This window comes from Streptomyces sp. NPDC029139, assembly GCF_055564335.1.
The window spans coordinates 38,306-56,949 of record NZ_JBVHWN010000003.1; the positions used below are offsets into that span (position 1 = coordinate 38,306).

The 18,644-nt window shown below is 72.6% G+C and carries 16 protein-coding genes; 6 read left to right on the plus strand and 10 right to left on the minus strand.

Translation table 11 applies throughout. From position 1 onward, the window contains the following. Positions 1 to 8: 8 nt before the first annotated feature. Entirely contained in the window at positions 9 to 3,485 is a 3,477-nt protein-coding gene (locus ACZ4VW_RS08045) for a HAMP domain-containing protein (protein WP_467959697.1), read from the minus strand. Positions 3,486 to 3,586: 101 nt separating this feature from the next. Next, the gene (locus tag ACZ4VW_RS08050; protein WP_467959699.1) at positions 3,587 to 4,024 is read right to left on the minus strand and encodes an ATP-binding protein; all 438 of its coding nucleotides are present in this window, start codon (positions 4,022 to 4,024) and stop codon (positions 3,587 to 3,589) included. A 135-nt stretch (positions 4,025 to 4,159) separates the two neighbouring features. Here ACZ4VW_RS08050 and ACZ4VW_RS08055 point away from each other — a divergent pair, with 135 nt between their 5' ends. After that, a complete protein-coding gene (locus tag ACZ4VW_RS08055) occupies positions 4,160 to 5,050 on the plus strand; it encodes a SigB/SigF/SigG family RNA polymerase sigma factor (RefSeq protein ID WP_467959701.1) in 891 nt (296 codons plus the stop codon). A 218-nt stretch (positions 5,051 to 5,268) separates the two neighbouring features. Here ACZ4VW_RS08055 and ACZ4VW_RS08060 read toward each other — a convergent pair whose 3' ends face one another. From ACZ4VW_RS08060 to ACZ4VW_RS08070, 3 genes are all read right to left on the minus strand, one after another. Next, the gene (locus tag ACZ4VW_RS08060; protein WP_467959703.1) at positions 5,269 to 5,733 is read right to left on the minus strand and encodes an ATP-binding protein; all 465 of its coding nucleotides are present in this window, start codon (positions 5,731 to 5,733) and stop codon (positions 5,269 to 5,271) included. Between the two features lie 21 nt (positions 5,734 to 5,754). Continuing rightward, the gene (locus ACZ4VW_RS08065) at positions 5,755 to 6,114 is read right to left on the minus strand and encodes an STAS domain-containing protein (protein WP_467959705.1); all 360 of its coding nucleotides are present in this window, start codon (positions 6,112 to 6,114) and stop codon (positions 5,755 to 5,757) included. Between the two features lie 78 nt (positions 6,115 to 6,192). After that, complete coding sequence (locus tag ACZ4VW_RS08070) at positions 6,193 to 6,438, minus strand: DUF5133 domain-containing protein (protein WP_467960787.1); 246 nt, start codon at positions 6,436 to 6,438, stop codon at positions 6,193 to 6,195. Between the two features lie 139 nt (positions 6,439 to 6,577). Here ACZ4VW_RS08070 and ACZ4VW_RS08075 point away from each other — a divergent pair, with 139 nt between their 5' ends. Together ACZ4VW_RS08075 and ACZ4VW_RS08080 are read left to right on the plus strand one after the other, a co-directional pair. Next, positions 6,578 to 7,615, plus strand: coding sequence for an NAD-dependent epimerase/dehydratase family protein (locus tag ACZ4VW_RS08075; protein WP_467959707.1), 1,038 nt, complete (start codon positions 6,578 to 6,580; stop codon positions 7,613 to 7,615). Positions 7,616 to 7,765: 150 nt separating this feature from the next. Further along, positions 7,766 to 8,224: a rho GDP-dissociation inhibitor gene (locus tag ACZ4VW_RS08080; RefSeq protein ID WP_467959709.1), complete on the plus strand. Its 459-nt coding sequence runs from the start codon at positions 7,766 to 7,768 to the stop codon at positions 8,222 to 8,224. Here ACZ4VW_RS08080 and ACZ4VW_RS08085 read toward each other — a convergent pair. Then, positions 8,179 to 8,991 carry a glutathione S-transferase C-terminal domain-containing protein gene (locus ACZ4VW_RS08085; RefSeq protein WP_467959711.1) on the minus strand — a complete coding sequence of 271 codons (813 nt, stop codon included), beginning with the start codon at positions 8,989 to 8,991 and terminating at the stop codon, positions 8,179 to 8,181. The genes ACZ4VW_RS08080 and ACZ4VW_RS08085 overlap by 46 nt on opposite strands. 457 nt (positions 8,992 to 9,448) lie before the next feature. On the opposite strand from ACZ4VW_RS08085, the gene ACZ4VW_RS08090 reads away from it, so the two are divergent. After that, complete coding sequence (locus ACZ4VW_RS08090) at positions 9,449 to 9,907, plus strand: RrF2 family transcriptional regulator (RefSeq protein WP_467959713.1); 459 nt, start codon at positions 9,449 to 9,451, stop codon at positions 9,905 to 9,907. A 211-nt stretch (positions 9,908 to 10,118) separates the two neighbouring features. Here ACZ4VW_RS08090 and ACZ4VW_RS08095 read toward each other — a convergent pair whose 3' ends face one another. Then, positions 10,119 to 12,107 (minus strand): calcium-binding protein, encoded by a 1,989-nt coding sequence (locus ACZ4VW_RS08095; RefSeq protein ID WP_467959715.1) that lies wholly within the window; start codon positions 12,105 to 12,107, stop codon positions 10,119 to 10,121. A gap of 267 nt (positions 12,108 to 12,374) precedes the next feature. On the opposite strand from ACZ4VW_RS08095, the gene ACZ4VW_RS08100 reads away from it, so the two are divergent. Further along, the gene (locus tag ACZ4VW_RS08100; protein ID WP_467959717.1) at positions 12,375 to 13,259 is read left to right on the plus strand and encodes a universal stress protein; all 885 of its coding nucleotides are present in this window, start codon (positions 12,375 to 12,377) and stop codon (positions 13,257 to 13,259) included. Between the two features lie 127 nt (positions 13,260 to 13,386). Continuing rightward, the gene (locus ACZ4VW_RS08105) at positions 13,387 to 14,244 is read left to right on the plus strand and encodes a CAP domain-containing protein (RefSeq protein ID WP_467959719.1); all 858 of its coding nucleotides are present in this window, start codon (positions 13,387 to 13,389) and stop codon (positions 14,242 to 14,244) included. Positions 14,245 to 14,272: 28 nt separating this feature from the next. Here the strand turns inward: ACZ4VW_RS08105 and ACZ4VW_RS08110 are convergent, their stop codons facing one another. The 3 genes from ACZ4VW_RS08110 to ACZ4VW_RS08120 all read right to left on the minus strand — a co-directional run bounded on the left by ACZ4VW_RS08110 (position 14,273) and on the right by ACZ4VW_RS08120 (position 18,604). Beyond that, positions 14,273 to 15,910 (minus strand): sigma-70 family RNA polymerase sigma factor, encoded by a 1,638-nt coding sequence (locus ACZ4VW_RS08110; RefSeq protein ID WP_467959721.1) that lies wholly within the window; start codon positions 15,908 to 15,910, stop codon positions 14,273 to 14,275. Positions 15,911 to 15,997: 87 nt separating this feature from the next. Continuing rightward, positions 15,998 to 16,288, minus strand: coding sequence for a hypothetical protein (locus ACZ4VW_RS08115; RefSeq protein WP_467959723.1), 291 nt, complete (start codon positions 16,286 to 16,288; stop codon positions 15,998 to 16,000). Positions 16,289 to 16,384: 96 nt separating this feature from the next. Then, positions 16,385 to 18,604: an NADP-dependent isocitrate dehydrogenase gene (locus tag ACZ4VW_RS08120; protein ID WP_467959725.1), complete on the minus strand. Its 2,220-nt coding sequence runs from the start codon at positions 18,602 to 18,604 to the stop codon at positions 16,385 to 16,387. Between the last annotated feature and the right edge of the window lie 40 nt (positions 18,605 to 18,644).

Consider the following 18,644-nt stretch of genomic DNA (forward strand, 5'->3'; position numbering starts at 1 on the left):
GAAGGAGGTCATGAGCTCACCCGTGCGTCGTGCTGCGGGTTCAGCCAGCGTCGGACACACGCGATGAGGTCATTGGCGTCGACGGGCTTGGTGACGTAGTCGCTGGCGCCCGAGGCGAGGCTCTTCTCGCGGTCGCCGGGCATGGCCTTGGCGGTGACCGTGATGATGGGGAGGTCGGTGTGGTCGGGCATCTGCCGGATCGCGGCGGTGGCCGTGTAGCCGTCCATCTCCGGCATCATCACGTCCATCAGGATCAGGTCGATGTCCGGATGCTCGACGAGCGCCTCGATTCCCTTGCGGCCGTTCTCCGCGTGGAGGACGTCGATGCCGTGCATCTCCAGGATGCCGCTCAGAGCGAAGAGGTTACGGGCGTCGTCGTCCACGACGAGGACGGTCCGGCCCCGCAGGGAGTCGTCCACGGTCTCCGAGGTCTGCGGACGCGATTCCTCGATACGGACGAGGGGAACGACGTCGCCCGGCTGCTCGGCGGAGAGGTACAGGGCGATCCGCTCCCGCAGTTCGTCCAGGCTGGAGAGCAGCTCCAGGGGGCGCTTACGGGCCCGGTCCTGCAGCGTGGACTCGAAGGCGGCGTCGAGGCGCCGGTTGTTGTGCGCGAGGACGGGGACGCTGCGCAGTGCGGCATCGCCGTCCATCGCGTCGAGGAAGTGCATGGCATCGCTGTCGGCGCGGTCGAGCTCGAGCACCACGCAGTGCACCGGAGCGGTCGCCAGGGCGCTGGCCGCTTCCTCGGGGCCGACGGCCGCCACGAGTTCGATGGTGTCCCGGTCGTGGCCGCCGGCGAGCTCGGCCACGGCGCTCTCGGCGACGAGGGACAGCAGGCCGCGCGGGCGCTCCTCGATCACCAGCAGCCGGCGGGGCTTGCGCGCTTCGATCTCGGTACGGACGGAACGGCGGGCGCCGGAGGGATCGGCCGCGGCTGACGCGCCCGTCCTGTCGGTGTCCTCGGGGGTCCGCTCGGTCTCGCGCTGGAAGTCGGGGCGGGTGACCGGAAGGTAGAGGGTGAAGGTGCTGCCCTGACCGGGGGTGCTCTCCGCGGTCAGCGCGCCGCCGAGCAGGTGTGCGATCTCACGGCTGATGGACAGGCCGAGACCCGTACCGCCGTACTTGCGGCTCGTGGTCCCGTCGGCCTGCTGGAAGGCGCCGAAGATGGCTTCGAGGTGCTGCTCGGCGATACCGATGCCGGTGTCCTTGACCCGGAACGCCAGCACGGGGCCGTCGCGGTGGACCGAGGCCGGCAGTGCGGCTTCGGCGGCTCGTTCGATGCGCAGCTCCACGCTGCCCTGTTCGGTGAACTTGACCGCGTTGGAGAGCAGGTTCCGCAGGACCTGTCGCAGACGGGAGTCATCGGTGATCAGGTCGACGGGGACGCCCGGGGCGGTGGTGATCGTGAAGTCGAGGCTCTTCTGGGTCGTCAGGGGCCGGAAGGTGGCTTCGACGTAGTCGAGGAGCTGCCGCAGCCCGACGCGCTCGGGGTTGATGTCCATCTTCCCCGCCTCGACCTTGGACAGGTCGAGGATGTCGTTGATCAGCTGCAGCAGGTCGGATCCGGCCGAGTGGATGATGCCGGCGTACTCGACCTGCTTGGCGGTGAGGTTGCGGGTCGGGTTCTGGGCGAGCAACTGGGCCAGGATCAGCAGGCTGTTGAGCGGGGTGCGCAGCTCGTGGCTCATGTTGGCCAGGAACTCGGACTTGTACTTCGAGGCCAGCGAGAGCTGCTGGGCACGCTCCTCGAGTTCCTGCCGCGCCTGCTCGATCTCCAGGTTCTTGCCCTCGATGTCGCTGTTCTGCGCCGCCAGCAGCGCTGCCTTCTCCTCCAGCTCGGCGTTGGAGCGCTGGAGCTCGTCCTGCTGCACCTGCAGCTCTTCGGACCGGGCCTGGAGTTCGCCGGCCAGTCGCTGGGACTCGCCGAGCAGTTCGTCCGTACGGGCGTTGGCGACGATGGTGTTGACGTTGACGCCGACCGTTTCCATGAGCTGCTCGAGGAAGTCACGGTGGACGGGCGTGAAGGGGGTGAAGGAGGCGAGTTCGATGACGCCCAGGACCTGGTCGTCCACCACGATGGGCAGCACGATCAGGCTGCCCGGGGCGGTGCGGCCCAGGCCGCAGGAGATGCTGATGTAGTCGGCGGGGACTCCGTCGGCGGCGATGGTGCGCCGGCTGCGAGCGGCCTGACCGACCAGGGACTCGCCCAGCCGGAACCGGTCGGGGCCAGGGCTGTCCGCGGGGCGGCCGTACGAGCCGACGAGTCGCAGCTCGGTTCCCTCGGGGGTTTCCTCGGCCAGGTAGAAGGCTCCGTACTGTGCCGCGACCAGCGGGGTGAGCTCGTCCATGACGAGTTCGGCGACGACGGCCAGGTCCCGGTGGCCCTGCATCAGGCCGGAGATCAGGGCGAGGCTGGACTTGAGCCAGTCCTGTTCCTGGTTGGCCCGGGTCGTCTCCCGCAGGGAGCCGACCATCGCGTTGATGTTGTCCTTGAGTTCGGCCACCTCGCCCGAGGCGTCGACGTTGATCGAACGCGTCAGGTCGCCCTCGGCGACCGCGCTCGCGACCTCGGCGATGGCGCGGACCTGGCGGGTGAGGTTGCCGGCGAGCTCGTTGACGTTCTCGGTGAGCCGCTTCCAGGTGCCGGAGACGCCTTCGACCTCGGCCTGGCCGCCGAGCTTGCCCTCGGTGCCGACCTCGCGGGCCACGCGGGTGACCTCGGCGGCGAAGGAGGACAGCTGGTCGACCATGGTGTTGATGGTGGTCTTGAGCTCCAGGATCTCTCCGCGCGCGGAGACGTCGATCCGGCTGGTCAGATCGCCCTGGGCGACGGAGGTGGTCACCTGGGCGATGTTGCGCACCTGGTTGGTGAGGTTGTCGGCCATGGAGTTGACGTTGTCCGTGAGGTCCTTCCAGGTGCCGGAGACGCCGTGGACCGTGGCCTGACCGCCCAGCTTGCCCTCCGTACCGACTTCTCGGGCGACCCTGGTGACCTCCTCGGCGAAGGAGGACAGCCGGTCCACCATCGTGTTGATGGTCTCCTTCAGCTCCAGGATCTCGCCCCGGGCGTCGACGCGGATCTTCCGCGTGAGGTCGCCGCGGGCGACGGCGGTCGCGACCTGGGCGATGGATCTGACCTGGGAGGTCAGGTTGTCGGCCATGGTGTTCACGCCGGAGGTCAGCTCGCGCCACACGCCGCTCACCCGTGGCTGCCGGGCCCGGCCGCCGAGGAGTCCCTGTCCGCCGACCTCGCTGGCGACGCGGGTGACCTCGGAGGTGACGAGCGACAGCTGGTCGACCATGTCGTTGTAGACGGCCGCGATCTCTCCGAGGACGCCTCCGGCGGATTCCGGCAGTCGCACGGAGAGGTCGCCGTCGCGTACGGCGGTGAGCCCTCTCAGGAGCCTTCCCAGACCGTCCTCGGCCCCCGGTTCGGGGGGCTCCGGCGGCTCGGACGCGGGCGCTCGGGGGGAACTCTCCATCACGGACCTCTCGCGGCACCTGTACGACAGGAACGGCGGACCGGGCTTCGTCACGGACGCGAGCTGCGCGCCCGTGTCGGCCCCCGCCCCGCTTCTCCACTTTAGGCACCGGGTGGGGGAGCGGCAGCGTCTGCGGCGGCGGAGGTCATCTCGACCTCGAACCAGACCGCCTTGCCCTCCCCGCGCCGGAGCCAGCCCCAGGCGGCGGAGAGACGTTCGAGCAGAAAGAGGCCGTGCCCCGAGGACCGGCTCGGGACGTGGGGGCCGTGGGGGTGCGGTCGTGCCGGGCTGGTGTCGCTGACCTGCACCCACACCCGGCCGTCGGAGCGGTCGAGACGGAGTTCGTACGGGGCGCCACCGTGCCTGCACGCGTTGGTGACGACCTCCGAGACGAGGAGCAGGACGTCCTCGACGAGGATCTCCTGCGCTCCGCGCAACGGGCCGAACCACTCGCGCAGCGCCTGGCGGACGAGGTCACGGCACTCTCCCACCACGCCCGGACCGTCACCCAGAGCGAACCGGCGTACCGTAGTCGTCATAGAACGCCTCTTACCGGTTATTTCGTGTCAAACCACCTTTAAGGGGAATGTCTCTCTCAGGATGCTCGAACGACGGACCCCGTCGCCGCCCCGCTCGGCGGCACGGGGCCACGCCACCCCGTCGAGGGAGTCCTTATGTCCACCGATCGCCAGCCGACCTCCACGGAACCCGCTGCGGTACGCCACCGTGCGCTGAACGGTCTGCCCGAGATAGACCGGCCCACCGAGGTGAGCACGACGGATGCCCAGACGCTGTCCACGGCGCTCTTCACCCGTTTGGAGGGCCTGGAGGAAGGCACGCCGGAGCACGCGTACGTACGGAACACGCTCGTGGAGCTGAATCTCAGCCTCGTGAAGTTCGCGGCCCGCCGGTTCCGGAACCGGGCCGAACCCACGGAAGACATCATCCAGGTCGGCACGATCGGCCTGATCAAGGCGATCGACCGGTTCGAGGTCGGTCGGGACGTCGAGTTCTCGGCGTTCGCTCTGCCCACGATCGTGGGTGAGATGAAACGATTCTTCAGGGACACCAGCTGGTCCGTCCAGGTGCCCCGGCGGCTGCAGGAGCTGCGCATCGAGCTCGCGAAGGCCGTCGACACGCTGGAGCAGCGCCACGGCCGGCGCCCGACCCGGGCCGAGCTGGCCGCGTACCTGCACATGGACGAGGAGAGCGTGGCGGAGGGCGAGCAGGCGTCGAACGGCTATGTCGCCCGCTCGCTCGACACCCCGGCCGGTGACGACGAGTCGGCCGTCACCGCGGGTGCCAGGCGTCTCGGCGAGGAGGAGCGGGCGTTCGAGCTGATCGACTCGCTGGAGTCGCTGAAGCCGCTGATCGCCGGGCTGGACGCGCGGGACCGCACGATCCTCGCGCTGCGCTTCGGGGAGGAGCTGACCCAGGCGCAGATCGGTGAGCGGCTCGGCCTCTCCCAGATGCACATCTCGCGGCTCCTCGCGCGGATCCTGGAGGAGCTCAGGGCCGGCCTGCTCGAGGACGAGGACGGCCCCCGCCGGACCCCGGTGATGTGAACGGCGGTGAACCCCCGCCCGGCCGGACCGGCCGGGCGGGGGTTCGCCGCGCGAGCGAGGGCGTGAGGGGTGGGCCGCACGGGGATCGTGGCGTGTGCGAGGGGGGCGCGACAGGCGGATCGTGGCGTATGCGAGGGGGCGCGGCACGGCATGAGGATCGTGGCGTGGGGGGTGCGCGGCGCGCGAGGTACCGGGGCTCCGGGCCGAGGGCGGCGCCGTCAGGGGGAGCCGGGGGTGCCGTCGCGGAACCAGGGAGGGTGGGAGGGGAACTCGACCTCGAGCCACACGACCTTGCCGCGGTCGAGGGGTTCGGAGCCCCAGTCCCCCGCGAGCCGGTCGAGAACCATCAGCCCGTGGCCGCCCGGCAGGGACGGGGCCCGGGGCCTGCGACGTCTGGGCGGCTCCGGGTTCGTGTCGGAGACCTCCACCCGCAGGCGTCCCCGGCGGTGGCGCAGAACCAGTTCCTGGGGCCCGCCCGCGTGCAGGCAGGCGTTGGTGACCACCTCGGAGACCAGGAGCAGCACATCGTCGACCCGCTCCCGCGCGTCGTCGTTCTCGGCCGGGATCCATCCCCAGTCGGCAAGAGCCTCGGCGGTGAAGTCGCGGCAGCGCATCACCACGCCCTTGGTCCCGAACAGCACGAGCCGCCGGACCTGCCCTTCCTCCCCGGCTCTCTCGCCCACGGCTCCCTCCGCCCTCGCCGTCTAGCCGTTCGCCCGTCGGTCCCCGAGCGCCTCCGACACGTTCTCGTACACCCGGAACACCGTGCGCGCCCCGGTGATGTCGAACATCCGGGCCACTGGCGGCCGAAGCCCGGCCAGTTCCAGGCGGCCACCCGCCTCCAGCGCGTGGAGACGGGCCCGCAGCAGGACGTTCAGCCCGGTCGAATCGCAGAACCGCAGCCTCTCGCAGTCGACGAGAATGCGTACCGCGCCGTTCCGCTCCTCCAGCGAGCCGCGCAACGCGTCCGCCGTGTCGTGGTCGAGCTCTCCCGTGAGGGACAGGACCACGACTCCGGGCTGTGGACCGGGCGCCGCCGTGACGGTGAACCGCTCCGACGCCATCGGGTCACCCGCCTCCCTCTGCCTCCGTACAGGGGCCTATACCCCTGTTGCCCCGGAAAATGACCCTTTTTCCGTCTGTCAGGAACCGGGCATTCCTTCGAGGGCCTGTCGGGGCGCGGCCGGGCGCACCGTGCCGACGTACCGCTCGGCGGCGTGGACCGCCTCACGCGCCGTCCGCTCCCCCATCAGTACGCACAGGGTGTACGCGGTGTCCTCGAAGCGCCTGCGGATCGCCAGGTCGGACGGCCTGGCGAGGACCGCCCTCTCCTGGGCCCGGTAGTACCGCAGGAGTCGGACGATCGTGTTTCTGTCGGGCAGCAGCATCATGTCCTCCTGGCGCACCCCCTTCGCTTCGTCGCTCCATATTCGGGTCCCCTCGTCACCTGCGCGACCCGCGCGGACACACTCCGTCACGGCCGGGGTTCGGCGTGCGGGCCCGCCGCGGATGACGGAAGGTCGAAGCATGAAGGCGAGCGAGGGACTGAGGGTGGTCGTCACGGGCGCCACGGGCAATGTCGGCACGAGCCTGGTCCGGGCCCTGGAGCGGGAGGAGCGGGTCGCCTCCGTGCTCGGACTGGCCCGTCGCAGACCCGCGTTGACGCTGTCGAAGACCGAGTGGGCCGAGGTGGACCTGTCGCTCGAGGGCGACGAACCGCGGCTCGCGCAGTACATCGAGGACGCCGACGCCGTCGTCCATCTGGCGTGGCGCTTCCAGCCGACCCACGACCCGGCCGAGACCTGGCGGGCCAACGTCCTGGGCTCGTTGCGGGTCTTCGACGCCGTGGCGGCGGCCCGGGTCCCGGTTCTGGTGTGCGCCTCGTCGGTCGGGGCCTACTCCCCGGGCCCGGCGAGCGGTGCGGCCGTCTCCGAGTCCTGGCCGACGCACGGCTGGCCGGGCGCCGCCTACACCCGCGAGAAGGCGTATCTGGAGCGGGTTCTGGACACCTTCGAGCGCGATCATCCGCTGACCCGGGTGGTGCGGATGCGGCCCAGCTTCCTGTTCAAGGAGGAGTCGGCCAGCGAGCAGCGCCGGATCTTCGCGGGCCGCTTCCTGCCGGGCGGGCTGATCCGCCCCGAGCTGCTGCCGCTCCTTCCGGGACCGGACGGCCTCCGCTTCCAGGCCCTGCACACGGACGACGCGGCCGATGCCTACCGCCGCGCGCTCCTGCGGGACGTCCGGGGAGCCTTCAATCTGGCGGGGGAGCCGGTGATCGACATGCCGACCCTCGCCTCGCTCCTGGACGCCCGGCCGGTGAAGGTGCCGAGCGGAGCGGTACGGGGCCTGCTCGCGACGGGGTGGAGGATGCGCGTGGTGCCGGCCTCCCCGGACCTCTTCGACGCCGTGCTGCGGCTGCCGGTGCTGTCCACGGAGCGCGCCCGCAAGGAGCTCGACTGGACGCCGTCCAGCACCTCCCTGGAGGCGCTCGGCGCCTTTCTGCGGGGTGTCCGGGCGGGGAGCGGGGACGCGACGGCCCCGCTCGACGGGCGCCGCGTGGGCTGACGGCACGGCCTGCTCCGACCCACCACCGCGGCTCGCACTCCTTCTCCGCACGCCTGCTCGCCCCGTTCGCATGGGCGGGAGCGAACGGGGTAGCCGCGCCGCGTACCCCGGCCTCACCCGTGAGGCCCCGTTCCCAGAGACGAGCACACCATGGTTTCCCTCGCCGATCCGGCGGCGGCCGTTCCGCTCCAGGAAGGCCGTGTCGTCCGGCTTCTCGGACTGGCGCTCCGGTTCTCCGGCCCGGGCGACATCTCGATGGCGGTGCCTCCGAAGGAGGCCGCGTCGGGCCCGTTCACGGTGAAGGAGGGCGCGGAGTTCCGCGCCGTGGTGAGTTTCCGGGTGGAGGGCCGGTCGGTGACCGGGCTGAAGGTGGTCGACGTACGGACGCGGGACGGCGCGGAGATGGGCGGGCGCGAGGTGATGCTCGGGGACTTCCGGCACGGCGGGCCGTACGAACTGGAGCTTCCGCCGGATCGTGTCCCGAGCGGCCCGCGGGCGCGCGGGGTCTATGAGGTGTTCGCGGCGCTGGCCGACGCGGACGGCCAGGTGCTCGACCGGCGCGACTACCGCTTCGAGATCAAGAAGGACTGGGACCCGCCGCACGCGTGACGGCCGAACGCCGGTCGCGCGGTGAGCCGTCGGGCGTACGCCCACAGGGCCGGATGGCCCGCCACGACCCGGTCCCCCGCACCGGCGTCCAGACGCGGGCGGTGCACGGTCTCGAGCTGGAGGAGGGTCACCCAGAGGTGCACGTCGGCGGCGGTGATCTCGTCGCCCAGCACGTACGGCTGCCGGTCCAGCCGCCGCTCCAGCCGTCCGAGTGCCCCGAGGAGCACACCGAGCGCGTCACGGCCCGCGCCACCGAGGGCGTCACGGCCTTCGCCCCCCTCGTCGGTGCCCGGCTCGCCGGCGCGCCGGGCGGCCTGATCGATGCCGCGTTCGCACAGGTCGCCGATCGCCTCGATCTCGGCCTCCCGTCCTGCCGGCAGCAGCTCCGGACGGCCGGTGCCGCGGAAGCGCAGTGCGAGGTCGCGGAGGATGTCGGGCACATGGGTGCTGACGATCCGGCCGGTCCACGCGTCGCTGAGCACCGGGGCGGCCGCCGGTCCGGGGTACTGATGGGCACTGGCCTCGTACAGCGGGCGCAGGGCGGCGTATCCGCCGCCGGGTGTGTCGGGCAGGGCGGGGAGCAGGGTCAGGGGAAGGGTCTCCTGGAGCCCGAGCAGGCCGTGGGTGACGGAGATGCGCAGACAGTCGGGGCGGGAGAGCGCCAGATGGAGCCGGTAGCGGTGCGGGACGGCGTAGTGGCCGCTGCGGACGTCGCGGCCGATCCGGCCGCGGAAGGCGGGCGTGAGGGCGGAGGGGATGACGGACATGCTTCTCCCTGGGGTGCTCGGTGCCGGGTCACGGCGGTACGAGGCAGCGCTCGGCAGCGCATGCGGCTTCGGCGGTTCGGCTTCGGCCGTTCGGCGTCCGCGCCGTCACACGCTCGGAGGCAGCGGGGATACGGGAACGAGGAGTGGGGGCCGGGCGGAGGGGATTGGCGGGTTCAGCGCGCGGAGCGGGTGATCCCGTGGCGGCCACGGCCCGCCGCGCTGCACACCCGCAGGAGATCGATGTGGCGCCGGGAGGTGAGGGACGGGAGCCGCGGCGGCCGAACGGGGCGAGTCGCGTCCGTTCCCGCCGTGAGCCCCATGGTTCCCTACCTGTTCACTCGGATTCCCGTCCCCGAGTGTCGGGGCGCTCCCCGCCCGCGTCAAGGGCGCGGACGGCTCGTGACGCGCGCCCGGGGCGTACGAGTCCGGTCAGGCCGGGTGCGGAATAATGCGGACCATGCGCATCTCAGCCAGGGCCGACTACGCGGTGCGAGCCGCGCTGCAGCTCGCCGCCGCCCAGGACGCGGGCCCGTTGAAGGCCGAGGCGATCGCGGAGGACCAGGGGATCTCCCACAAGTTCCTGGAGGGAATCCTCGGCGACATGCGCCGGGGCGGTCTGGTGCTGAGCCAGCGGGGCGGCAACGGCGGCTACTGGCTGGCCAGGCCGGCCGAGTCCATCTCCGTCGCGGATGTGATCCGGTGTGTGGACGGGCCATTGGTGTCGGTACGCGGGGTACGGCCTCCGGAGCTCTCGTACACCGGCCCGGCCGAGTCGCTGCTCACGCTGTGGATCGCACTCCGCGCCAACGTGCGCGCGGTGCTCGACGGGGTGTCCCTCGCGGACGTGGCCGCGGCGAAGCTGCCGCCGGAGATCTCCGCGCTGGCGGAGGACCCGGAGGCGTGGACCAACCCCTGACCCGCCCGGACCGCCGACGCCACGGACGGCGTGCCGGGCGTCGACCGCTTCCGGCGCAACGCGCGCCCTCACGGCCGAAACGCCCCCGGTCCGCAGCGCCCTCACGGCCGAGGCGTTCCCGGCCCGCCGGCTCCGCGACATCGGTGACCACTACCCCGACGGGACCCGTCCGCGGCCCACCCCGCACGGCTGAGCCGCGGGTCCCGCCCGGTCAGGGGCAGCCGGTGCGCGTGTCGCCCGGGTCCGTGGAGCAGGAGTCCGTGCCCGCACCGCCGTGGGCGCTGTCGTTGTCGGAGACGCCGTCCACGGTGTGGAGCGTGTCGTTGCCGTACGAGCCGGTCAGGGTGTCGTTCCCCGCCTCGCCGAAGAGCCGGTCGGCGCCGTAGCCGGCGTCGACCGAGTCGTTGCCGTGGCCGCCGTAGACGGTGTCGTTCCCGTTCGCGGTGGTGATGGTGTCGTTGCCGCCGAGTCCGCAGACCACGTCGTCGCCCGCGGTTCCGTAGAGACGGTCGGCGCCGCTCGTGCCCACCACCGTGCAGCCACGGGAGTTGGCCACGGTCGTCGTCGCACCGGCCGAGTTGTTGCCCGGCACGGGATCGCTCCCGGTGGCCGAGACGGTGGCGGTGTCGCCGATCGTTCCGGCGGCGGAGGGTTCGACGACGACGCTCACGCCGACGGACGCGCCGGGCGCCAGGGTGCCCAGCGCACAGCCGGCGGTGGCTCCGGCGAGGGAGCAGCTTCCCTGCCCGGGGGTGGCCGAGATCAGTACGGCGGGGCCGGTGTGGGCGTCGGTGAGGGTGACCCCGGTGGCCGAGGCAGCCGTACCGAGGTTGGTCACCGTCACGCTGTAGGTCACCCGGGTGCCGAGCACGACGGACGTCGGACCGCTCTTGGTCACCCTCAGGTCCGCGCCGGTCGGCAGGGGCGCGCCACCGCCTCCCTCGTAGCGGGCGAGCGCGAAGTCCCCGTTCCGGTGGCCGGCGGCGACGATGTTCCCGTCGCCCTGCAGGGCGAGTCCGTACGCGATCTCGAACCCGCCGTCGAAGTCGGTGACCGCCCTGCCGTCGCCGCTGAAGCCCGTGTCGAGGCTGCCGTCGGTCTGGTAGCGGGCCAGGGCGAAGTCGCCCGCCCTGTTGCCGCCCGCCACGATCCGGCCGTCCGGCTGGAGGACCACGGCGCGGGCGAGCTCGCCGCCTCCGTCGAAGTCGGTGGTCGTCCTGCCGTCGCCGCTGAACGCCGGGTCGGGGCTGCCGTCGGCGAGCAGCCGGGCGACGGCGAAGTCGTTGCCGGACGCTCCCGCGGCGACGATCCGGCCGTCGGAGTGGACCGCGACGCCGTGCGCCATGTCGGTGGCGCCGAAGTCGACGGTCGCGCGCCCGTCCGTGCTGAAGGTGGTGTCGAGGCTGCCGTCGGTCTGGTAGCGGGCGAGCGCGAAGTCGTAGGCGGGGCCCGCGCCGTGGTGGCCGGCGGCGACGATGCGGCCGTCGGCGCGGACGGCGAGCGACTGGGCCGCGTCGGCGCCTCCGGAGAAGTCGGTGGTCACCCGCCCGCCGGTGCCGAAGCCGTTGTCGAGGGTGCCGTCGGGGTTGTAGCGGGCGAGCGCGAAGTCGCCCGCGCTCTGGCCCGCGACCACGATCAGCCCGTCCGGCTGGACGGCGACCGAGGTGCCGTCGTCGGCGCCCCCGGTGCCGAAGTCGGTGACGACGCGGCCGTCACCGCCGAACCCGAGGTCGGGCGTGCCGTCCGGGTGGTAGCGGGCGACGGTGACGAAGAAGCCGCCCTCGCTCGACTCGCTCGTCCCGGCGACCACGATCGCGCCGTTCTGCTGGAGCGCGACGCCCTGCGCGACATCGCCGCCGCCGTCGATGTCGGTGAAGACCCGGCCGCCGTCGCCGAAGCTCAGGTCCGGGCTGCCGTCCGGGTGGTAGCGGGCCACCGCGAAGTCGCCGGCACCCTCAGGGGTTCCGACACCGACGGCCACGATGCGGCCGTCCGGCTGGACGGCCACGGCCCGCGCTTCCTCCTCGGTGCCGAGGTCGCTCACCAGGCGGCCGCCGGCGCCGAAGCCCGGATCCAGGTCGCCGGGGGCGGCCTGCGCCGGAGCGGGAAGGGCCACGACGAGCGCCGTGGCGGCGGCCGTGGCCAGCGCGGCGCGCCGGGCCGCGGCCGGTCTCGGTACAGAGCTGAAGGGGGACGTCACAGGTCCACTCGCCTCTCGTCGTCATCCGGCGAACCATCGGCCCCAGAGTCCGGGCGGACCGTGCTGACGACGACTCAGCAGCGGTCGGAGCTGCGCCCACTGGCGCTCGTGATCCACTCTCCGGGGTGAGCGGAGGCGGCGGGCCGAGGACCGACGTACCGTCATGTGGGGACGTCCTGGCCCTCACGGCGAGCGGTCGGCGGTCCTGCCGGAAACGAGAGGGGCCGGTCGACGGACCTGGTCCACCACGGATCACGGAGGCATGTGATGAGTCGAGAGATCGTCGCGGGAGTGGACGGTTCGCCCGAGAGTCTCGCGGCGGCCGGCTGGGCCGCCCGTGAGGCGGGACGCCGGCGCCTGCCCCTGCGCCTGGTCCACGCCTGGCGCTGGGAACCGCTCGACCTCCCGCTCGAACAGGACCGGGCCGGCCAGGAGCGGATGGCCGAAGACGTACTCCGGAAGGCCGAATCGGCTCTCGCCGAGCGGTATCCCGCCCTCTCCGTCACCACCGAGGTGGTGCCCGACACCCCGGTCGCCGCGCTGCTGAGCACCGAGGAGCGGGCGGAGATACTCGTCATCGGCTCGCGCGGGCACGGGGCGGTGGCCGGCTTCCTGCTCGGTTCCCACGGTCAGCAGATCATCGCGGCCGCCCGCCTTCCGGTGGTGGCGGTGCGTTCGCGGGACGGCGGGGCCGGCAGCGGGGGCCCGGAGGGTGGCGTGATCGTCGTCGGCCAACTGGGCGGGGCGGAGGACAGCGCGTCGGCGCTGCGCTTCGCCTTCGAGACGGCGGCGGCCCGGGGCGTGTCCGTCCGCGCGGTACGGGCGTGGAACCTGCCGCCCCTGTACGCCTACAGCCCCTCGTCGACGGCGCTGGCGCTCGCCGACGAGGCGGGCGGCCTCGTCCCGTACGAGGAGAAGGCGCTGCGTGAGGCGCTGGCCCCGTGGCGGGAACGGTTCCCCGAGGTGAGGGTCGAGGAGCACGTGGAGATCGGCAGCGCGGGCCAGGTGCTGCTCGGAGCCTCGGGCGACGCCGGGCTCCTGGTGGTCGGGCGGCGGGCGCGGCGCGGGGCGATCGGGCCCCGGATCGGGTCGGTGGCCCATGCGGCGCTGCACCTGGCGCCGTGCCCGGTGGCGGTCGTTCCGCACGAGTGAGGCGCCCGCGCACCGCGTTGACGAGGTGTGTCGATGAATCGGGGGGCGGAAAGTGTTATGTCCGTCGCCCCGGCGGCTCTCCCTTGTGCCGGACGGTCCGGTGGACTCGGAGAAGAGAGCGGAGCACATGCAGCAGCACCACGATGAGCACAGCCCCGACGACCAGCGGACGAACGGCGGCAGGCACCGCAGAGGAGGCGGTGCGGGCCGTCACGCGCGCCGCGTGCCGTCCTTCCGCACCGCCGTGACCGTCGCGGGTACGGCGACGGCCGTCCTCACCGTGGCGACCGGGGTGTACGTGACATCCCTGGGCACCCCGGAGGACGCGGCCACCCGTTCGGACGCGGTCGCCCTGTCGCAGGTGGGTCCCGCCCTGGAGGGAGCCGTACCGTCGGCCGCGCCCTCGGAGCGGACGCCGGTCGCCGCGACCACCACCCCTTCGGTCACCCCTCCCCCGAGCCCGTCCGTGTCGGCGACGGCCTCCGTCTCCGCGTCGGCCCCCGCGCCCGGCCGCCCCACGCCGGCCCGCGAGCCGGTGACCGCACGGCCCACGCCGGAGAAGGCGGCGGAGCCGGCCGCGGCCCCCGCCGCCGGGACGGCCGACCAGTACATCGACCGGGTCGTCACGCTGGCCAACGCCGAGCGGGAGAAGGCGGGTTGTGGCCCGCTCCGCTCCAACAGTCGGCTGCGGAACGCCGCCCAGGCGCACGCCGACGACATGGCGGCGCGCGACTACTACGACCACAACACCCCCGAGGGGCGGGACGCGGGCGACCGGATCACGGCCGCCGGATACGCGTGGTCCAGCTGGGCCGAGAACATCCACCGCGGTCCGAAGAGCCCCGCCGGGGCGATGGAGGACTGGATGAACAGCGACGGCCACCGCCGCAACATCCTCAACTGCTCGTTCAAGGACATCGGCGTCGGGGTGAACCTGAGCGCCAACGGACCGTGGTGGGTGCAGAACTTCGGCACCGCCCGCTGACGGGAGGACGCCGGCGGGCGGTGGGGGTTCAGGAGGCGGGCGCGGCCAGCTTCTGCACCCACACCGTGCCGTCGGGGCCGGGCACGGCGGCGACTCCCGTGTGGCGGTAACGGCAGTCCAGCATGTTCTCCTGGTGCATCCCGCCGTCCATCCAGCCCTCGAAGACGGAGGCCGGGTCGGCCGTGCCGCGCGCCAGGTTCTCGGCCCAGGCGGACCAGTCGTATCCGGCCGACGTGATCCGCGCGTCGGCGAATCGGCCCTCGGGGCTGCTGTGGGCGTAGTAGCCGCGCCGGACCATGTCCCGGGCGTAGGCGCGGGCGGCCGCGTCGAGCCGGGAATCCGTCCGCAGGGGCGCGCAACCCGCCTGTGTCCGGCGCTGGTTGACCAGTCGGGTAAGCCGTTCCTCGGCGGTGACCGTCCGTGCCGGAGTGGGCGTCGCGGTGGCCTTCGGGGACGGGGTGGGTGCGGCCGGGGTGGCGCTCGCTCGCGGCGGGGTCGTCGAAGCCGGGGGCGGCGCGGCCACGGGTGGAGCGGGCGCGGGCTGCCGCGCCTCCGGCTCGGACGGTACGAGCAGGATCAGCCCGCCGAGTACGCCCAGGGCCACCGCTCCGGCGACCCAGGCGCGCCGCAGTGATCCCCCGCCCCTGCCGGCCGCCGGCCCCGCGGCCACCGGGTCCGGGGCCGCTCCCGCGTGCGGGGCGGGAGCCGATCCGCCCTCAGGAGCACGGACCGCCGAGCCGACTCCGTCCCCCGGAGCCCGGACCGCCGAGGCGACGGACTCCTCATGGGCCCAGGTCGCCGAGGCGACGGGGTCCCCGGGAGGCCAGGCCGCCGAACCGGCCGGGTCCGGGGCGTCGCCCGCCCAGGCGACCGCCTGGGTCTCCGGGCGGGTCGCGGACCAGAGGAGCAGCGGCGGGACCAGGCCCAGGCCCACCAGGAGCCCCTCGGCGGGGGCGAGGCCCGCGCGGGTGCGGCCGCACGGGGCACAGCTCTGCGCGTGGCGGGCGATGCGCTTGCGCCACATGGGAGCGGGGTGGCCGTCCCAGCTCGCGGTCGTCCGGGCCAGCTCCGCGCAGGGCGGCTGCGCGGCGAGGGCCCGTACGACGGCCCGGCCGGTCTCCAGCCGGTCCTTCATCCGCTGGACGCGGACCGCCGCGTGCGCGGGAGTGACGGCCAGGGCCTCCGCGAGCTCCCCCCGGCTCAGTTCGCCGCCCGCCTCCAGCCACCACAGGGCGAGCAGTTCCCGGTCGGCCTCGTCCAGCCAGCGCGTCGCCTCGGCGACCTCGCGCCGCTGCCCGGAGAGGCCGAGCCGCAGAATGGTGAGGTCGACGAAGTCTCCGGCGGGATCCGCGAGCTCGGCCGCCCGGTCGAGCCCGGGCAGCGGCCCCGCCTGCCGCTCGCGCCAGCGCCGGCGGACCTGGTTCATCGCTATCGCGACCAGCCAGGACCGGAAGCGCTCGGGGTCGCGCAGCCCGGGCAGCCCGTCCAGCGCGCGGAACATCGTCTCCTGCACCACGTCGTCGACATCGGCGTGCCCGTCGAGCGCGCGGCCGACGATGTTGTAGACGAGCGGAAGGTACGCGCGGACCAGCCGCTCACCGGCGTGCCGGTCCCCTGCCGCGGCCGCGTCCACCAGTGCGGCCGTGCCGCGCTCGTCGCTGTGCATCCTGCCTGCTCCCTCGTACCTGGGTCTGTCCGTCCCCGTCGAGAGGAGACCCGTGGGCGCGGCCGGCATAACACTTCGCGACGATGTTCATGCCGGAGGTTGCGACAGGGACGGCACGGTGGCCGCCTTCCCCTCCCGTACCGCTTCGACCGCGGCCTCGTGAAGGTCGCGGCTCTCCCTCTCCGTGGCGCACGGAACCGGACTGCCCGACATCGTGAACCAGTCGGACGCGCCGCTGTACTGCACGGCCACGCGTGCTTCGCCCTCTGCCCAGGTGGTGTGCACGGTCACGTCACCCGTGACCGCACCGACCTCGTCGGTGAGCACTCCACCACGCCCGGTGTAGACGCCGGGGGTCGTCCATGATGCCCAGCTCATCCATCAAGGTTCACACCCGGATGCCACATCCGCCACCGACAAGGCCGCCCCGGCCGTAAGAACTCCGGCCGGGGCGGAACCACTGTCGCGCCGGGATCAGGCGAGGGACGCGATGGCCTCGTTGAACGTGGCGGACGGACGCATCACGGCCGCGGCCTTGGCCGGGTCGGGCTGGTAGTAGCCACCGATGTCGGCCGGGGAGCCCTGCACCGCGTTGAGCTCGGAGACGATGGTCCGCTCCTGCTCGGTGAGGGTCTTGGCCAGACCGGCGAAGGCCTCCGCGAGCTGCGTGTCGTCGGTCTGCCCGGCCAGCTCCTGGGCCCAGTACAGGGCCAGGTAGAAGTGGCTGCCGCGGTTGTCGATACCACCGACGCGACGGGTCGGCGACTTGTCCTCGTTGAGGAAGGTGCCGGTGGCGCGGTCGAGGGTGTCGGCGAGCACCTGGGCGCGGGCGTTGCCCGTGGTGGTCGCGAGGTGCTCGAAGCTGGCGGCCAGGGCGAAGAACTCACCGAGGGAGTCCCAGCGGAGGTAGTTCTCCTTGACGAGCTGCTGAACGTGCTTGGGGGCGGAGCCGCCGGCGCCCGTCTCGAACAGGCCGCCGCCGGCCATCAGCGGGACGACCGAGAGCATCTTGGCGCTGGTGCCCAGCTCCAGGATCGGGAAGAGGTCGGTCAGGTAGTCACGCAGCACGTTGCCGGTGACGGAGATGGTGTCCTCGCCGCGGCGGATGCGCTCCAGGGAGAACGCGGTGGCCTCGACCGGGGAGAGGATCTTGATCTCCAGGCCCTCGGTGTCGTGCTGCGGGAGGTACTGCTTGACCTTGGCGATCAGCTGGGCGTCGTGCGCGCGGGTCTCGTCCAGCCAGAAGACGGCCGGGGAGCCGGTGGCGCGGGCGCGGGTCACGGCGAGCTTGACCCAGTCCTGAATCGGCAGGTCCTTGGTCTGGCAGGCGCGGAAGATGTCGCCCTCGGCGACCTCCTGCTCCAGGACGACGTTGCCCGCGGCGTCGACGAGGCGGACGGTGCCGGCCGCGGCGATCTCGAAGGTCTTGTCGTGGGAGCCGTACTCCTCGGCCTTCTGCGCCATCAGGCCGACGTTCGGGACGGAGCCCATGGTCGACGGGTCGAAGGCGCCGTTGGCGCGGCAGTCGTCGACGACGGCCTGGTAGACACCGGAGTAGCTGCTGTCCGGGAGGACGGCGAGGGTGTCGTGCTCCTGGCCGTCCGGGCCCCACATGTGGCCGGAAGTGCGGATCATGGCCGGCATGGAGGCGTCGACGATGACGTCGGACGGCACGTGCAGGTTGGTGATGCCCTTGTCGGAGTCGACCATCGCGAGGGCCGGGCCCTCGGCGATCTCGGCGTCGAAGGACGCCTTGATCTCGGCGCCGTTCGGGAGGGCGGCCAGGCCGTTGAGAATCCCGCCGAGGCCGTCGTTCGGCGAGAGGCCGGCGGCGGCGAGCGTCGCGCCGTGCGCGGCGAAGGTCTTCGGGAAGAAGGCGCGTACGACGTGGCCGAAGATGATCGGGTCGGAGACCTTCATCATCGTGGCCTTGAGGTGCACGGAGAAGAGCACGTCCTCGGCCTTGGCACGGGCGATCTGCTCGCCGAGGAAGGTGCGCAGGGCGGCGACGTGCATGACGGAGGCGTCGACGACCTCGCCGGCGAGGACGGGGACCGACTCGCGCAGGACCGTGGTGGTGCCGTCGGCGGCGACGTGCTCGATACGCAGCGTGCCGTCCTCGGAGACGACCGTGGACTTCTCGGTGGAGCGGAAGTCGTTCTCGCCCATGGTGGCGACGTTGGTCTTCGAGTCCGAGACCCAGGCACCCATGCGGTGCGGGTGGGTCTTGGCGTAGTTCTTGACCGAGCCGGGGGCGCGGCGGTCGGAGTTGCCCTCGCGCAGGACCGGGTTGACGGCGCTGCCCTTGACCTTGTCGTACCGGGCGCGGACGTCCTTGTCCTCGTCGGTCTGCGGGTCGTCCGGGTAGTCCGGGAGGGCGTAGCCCTGCGCCTGGAGCTCGGCGATCGCGGCCTTGAGCTGCGGGATGGACGCCGAGATGTTCGGCAGCTTGATGATGTTGGCCCCGGGCGTCTTGGCCAGCGCGCCCAGCTCGGCGAGGGCGTCCTCGATGCGCTGGCCCTCTTCGAGACGCTCGGGGAAGCTGGCGATGATGCGGCCGGCCAGGGAGATGTCACGGGTCTCGACATTGATCCCGGCGGTCGAGGCGTAGGCCTGGATCACGGGCAGGAACGAGTACGTCGCCAGGGCGGGCGCCTCGTCAGTGTGCGTGTAGATGATGGTCGAGTCAGTCACCGGGTGTGCTCCGCTCCACGTCTGCGTCTGCGAGATTGCT

Bases quoted from the DNA above. Each gene is read 5' to 3' on its own strand.
- ACZ4VW_RS08065 (WP_467959705.1), bottom strand. From the start codon at position 6,114: ATGGCGTCGGAGCGGTTCACCGTCACGGCGGCGCCCGGTCCACAGCCC.
- ACZ4VW_RS08070 (WP_467960787.1), bottom strand. From the start codon at position 6,438: ATGCTGCTGCCCGACAGAAACACGATCGTCCGACTCCTGCGGTACTAC.
- ACZ4VW_RS08045 (WP_467959697.1), bottom strand. From the start codon at position 3,485: ATGGAGAGTTCCCCCCGAGCGCCCGCGTCCGAGCCGCCGGAGCCCCCC.
- ACZ4VW_RS08115 (WP_467959723.1), bottom strand. From the start codon at position 16,288: ATGAGCTGGGCATCATGGACGACCCCCGGCGTCTACACCGGGCGTGGT.
- ACZ4VW_RS08085 (WP_467959711.1), bottom strand. From the start codon at position 8,991: ATGTCCGTCATCCCCTCCGCCCTCACGCCCGCCTTCCGCGGCCGGATC.
- ACZ4VW_RS08110 (WP_467959721.1), bottom strand. From the start codon at position 15,910: ATGCACAGCGACGAGCGCGGCACGGCCGCACTGGTGGACGCGGCCGCG.
- ACZ4VW_RS08090 (WP_467959713.1), top strand. From the start codon at position 9,449: ATGCGCATCTCAGCCAGGGCCGACTACGCGGTGCGAGCCGCGCTGCAG.
- ACZ4VW_RS08105 (WP_467959719.1), top strand. From the start codon at position 13,387: ATGCAGCAGCACCACGATGAGCACAGCCCCGACGACCAGCGGACGAAC.
- ACZ4VW_RS08055 (WP_467959701.1), top strand. From the start codon at position 4,160: ATGTCCACCGATCGCCAGCCGACCTCCACGGAACCCGCTGCGGTACGC.
- ACZ4VW_RS08080 (WP_467959709.1), top strand. From the start codon at position 7,766: ATGGTTTCCCTCGCCGATCCGGCGGCGGCCGTTCCGCTCCAGGAAGGC.
- ACZ4VW_RS08075 (WP_467959707.1), top strand. From the start codon at position 6,578: ATGAAGGCGAGCGAGGGACTGAGGGTGGTCGTCACGGGCGCCACGGGC.
- ACZ4VW_RS08100 (WP_467959717.1), top strand. From the start codon at position 12,375: ATGAGTCGAGAGATCGTCGCGGGAGTGGACGGTTCGCCCGAGAGTCTC.
- ACZ4VW_RS08050 (WP_467959699.1), bottom strand. From the start codon at position 4,024: ATGACGACTACGGTACGCCGGTTCGCTCTGGGTGACGGTCCGGGCGTG.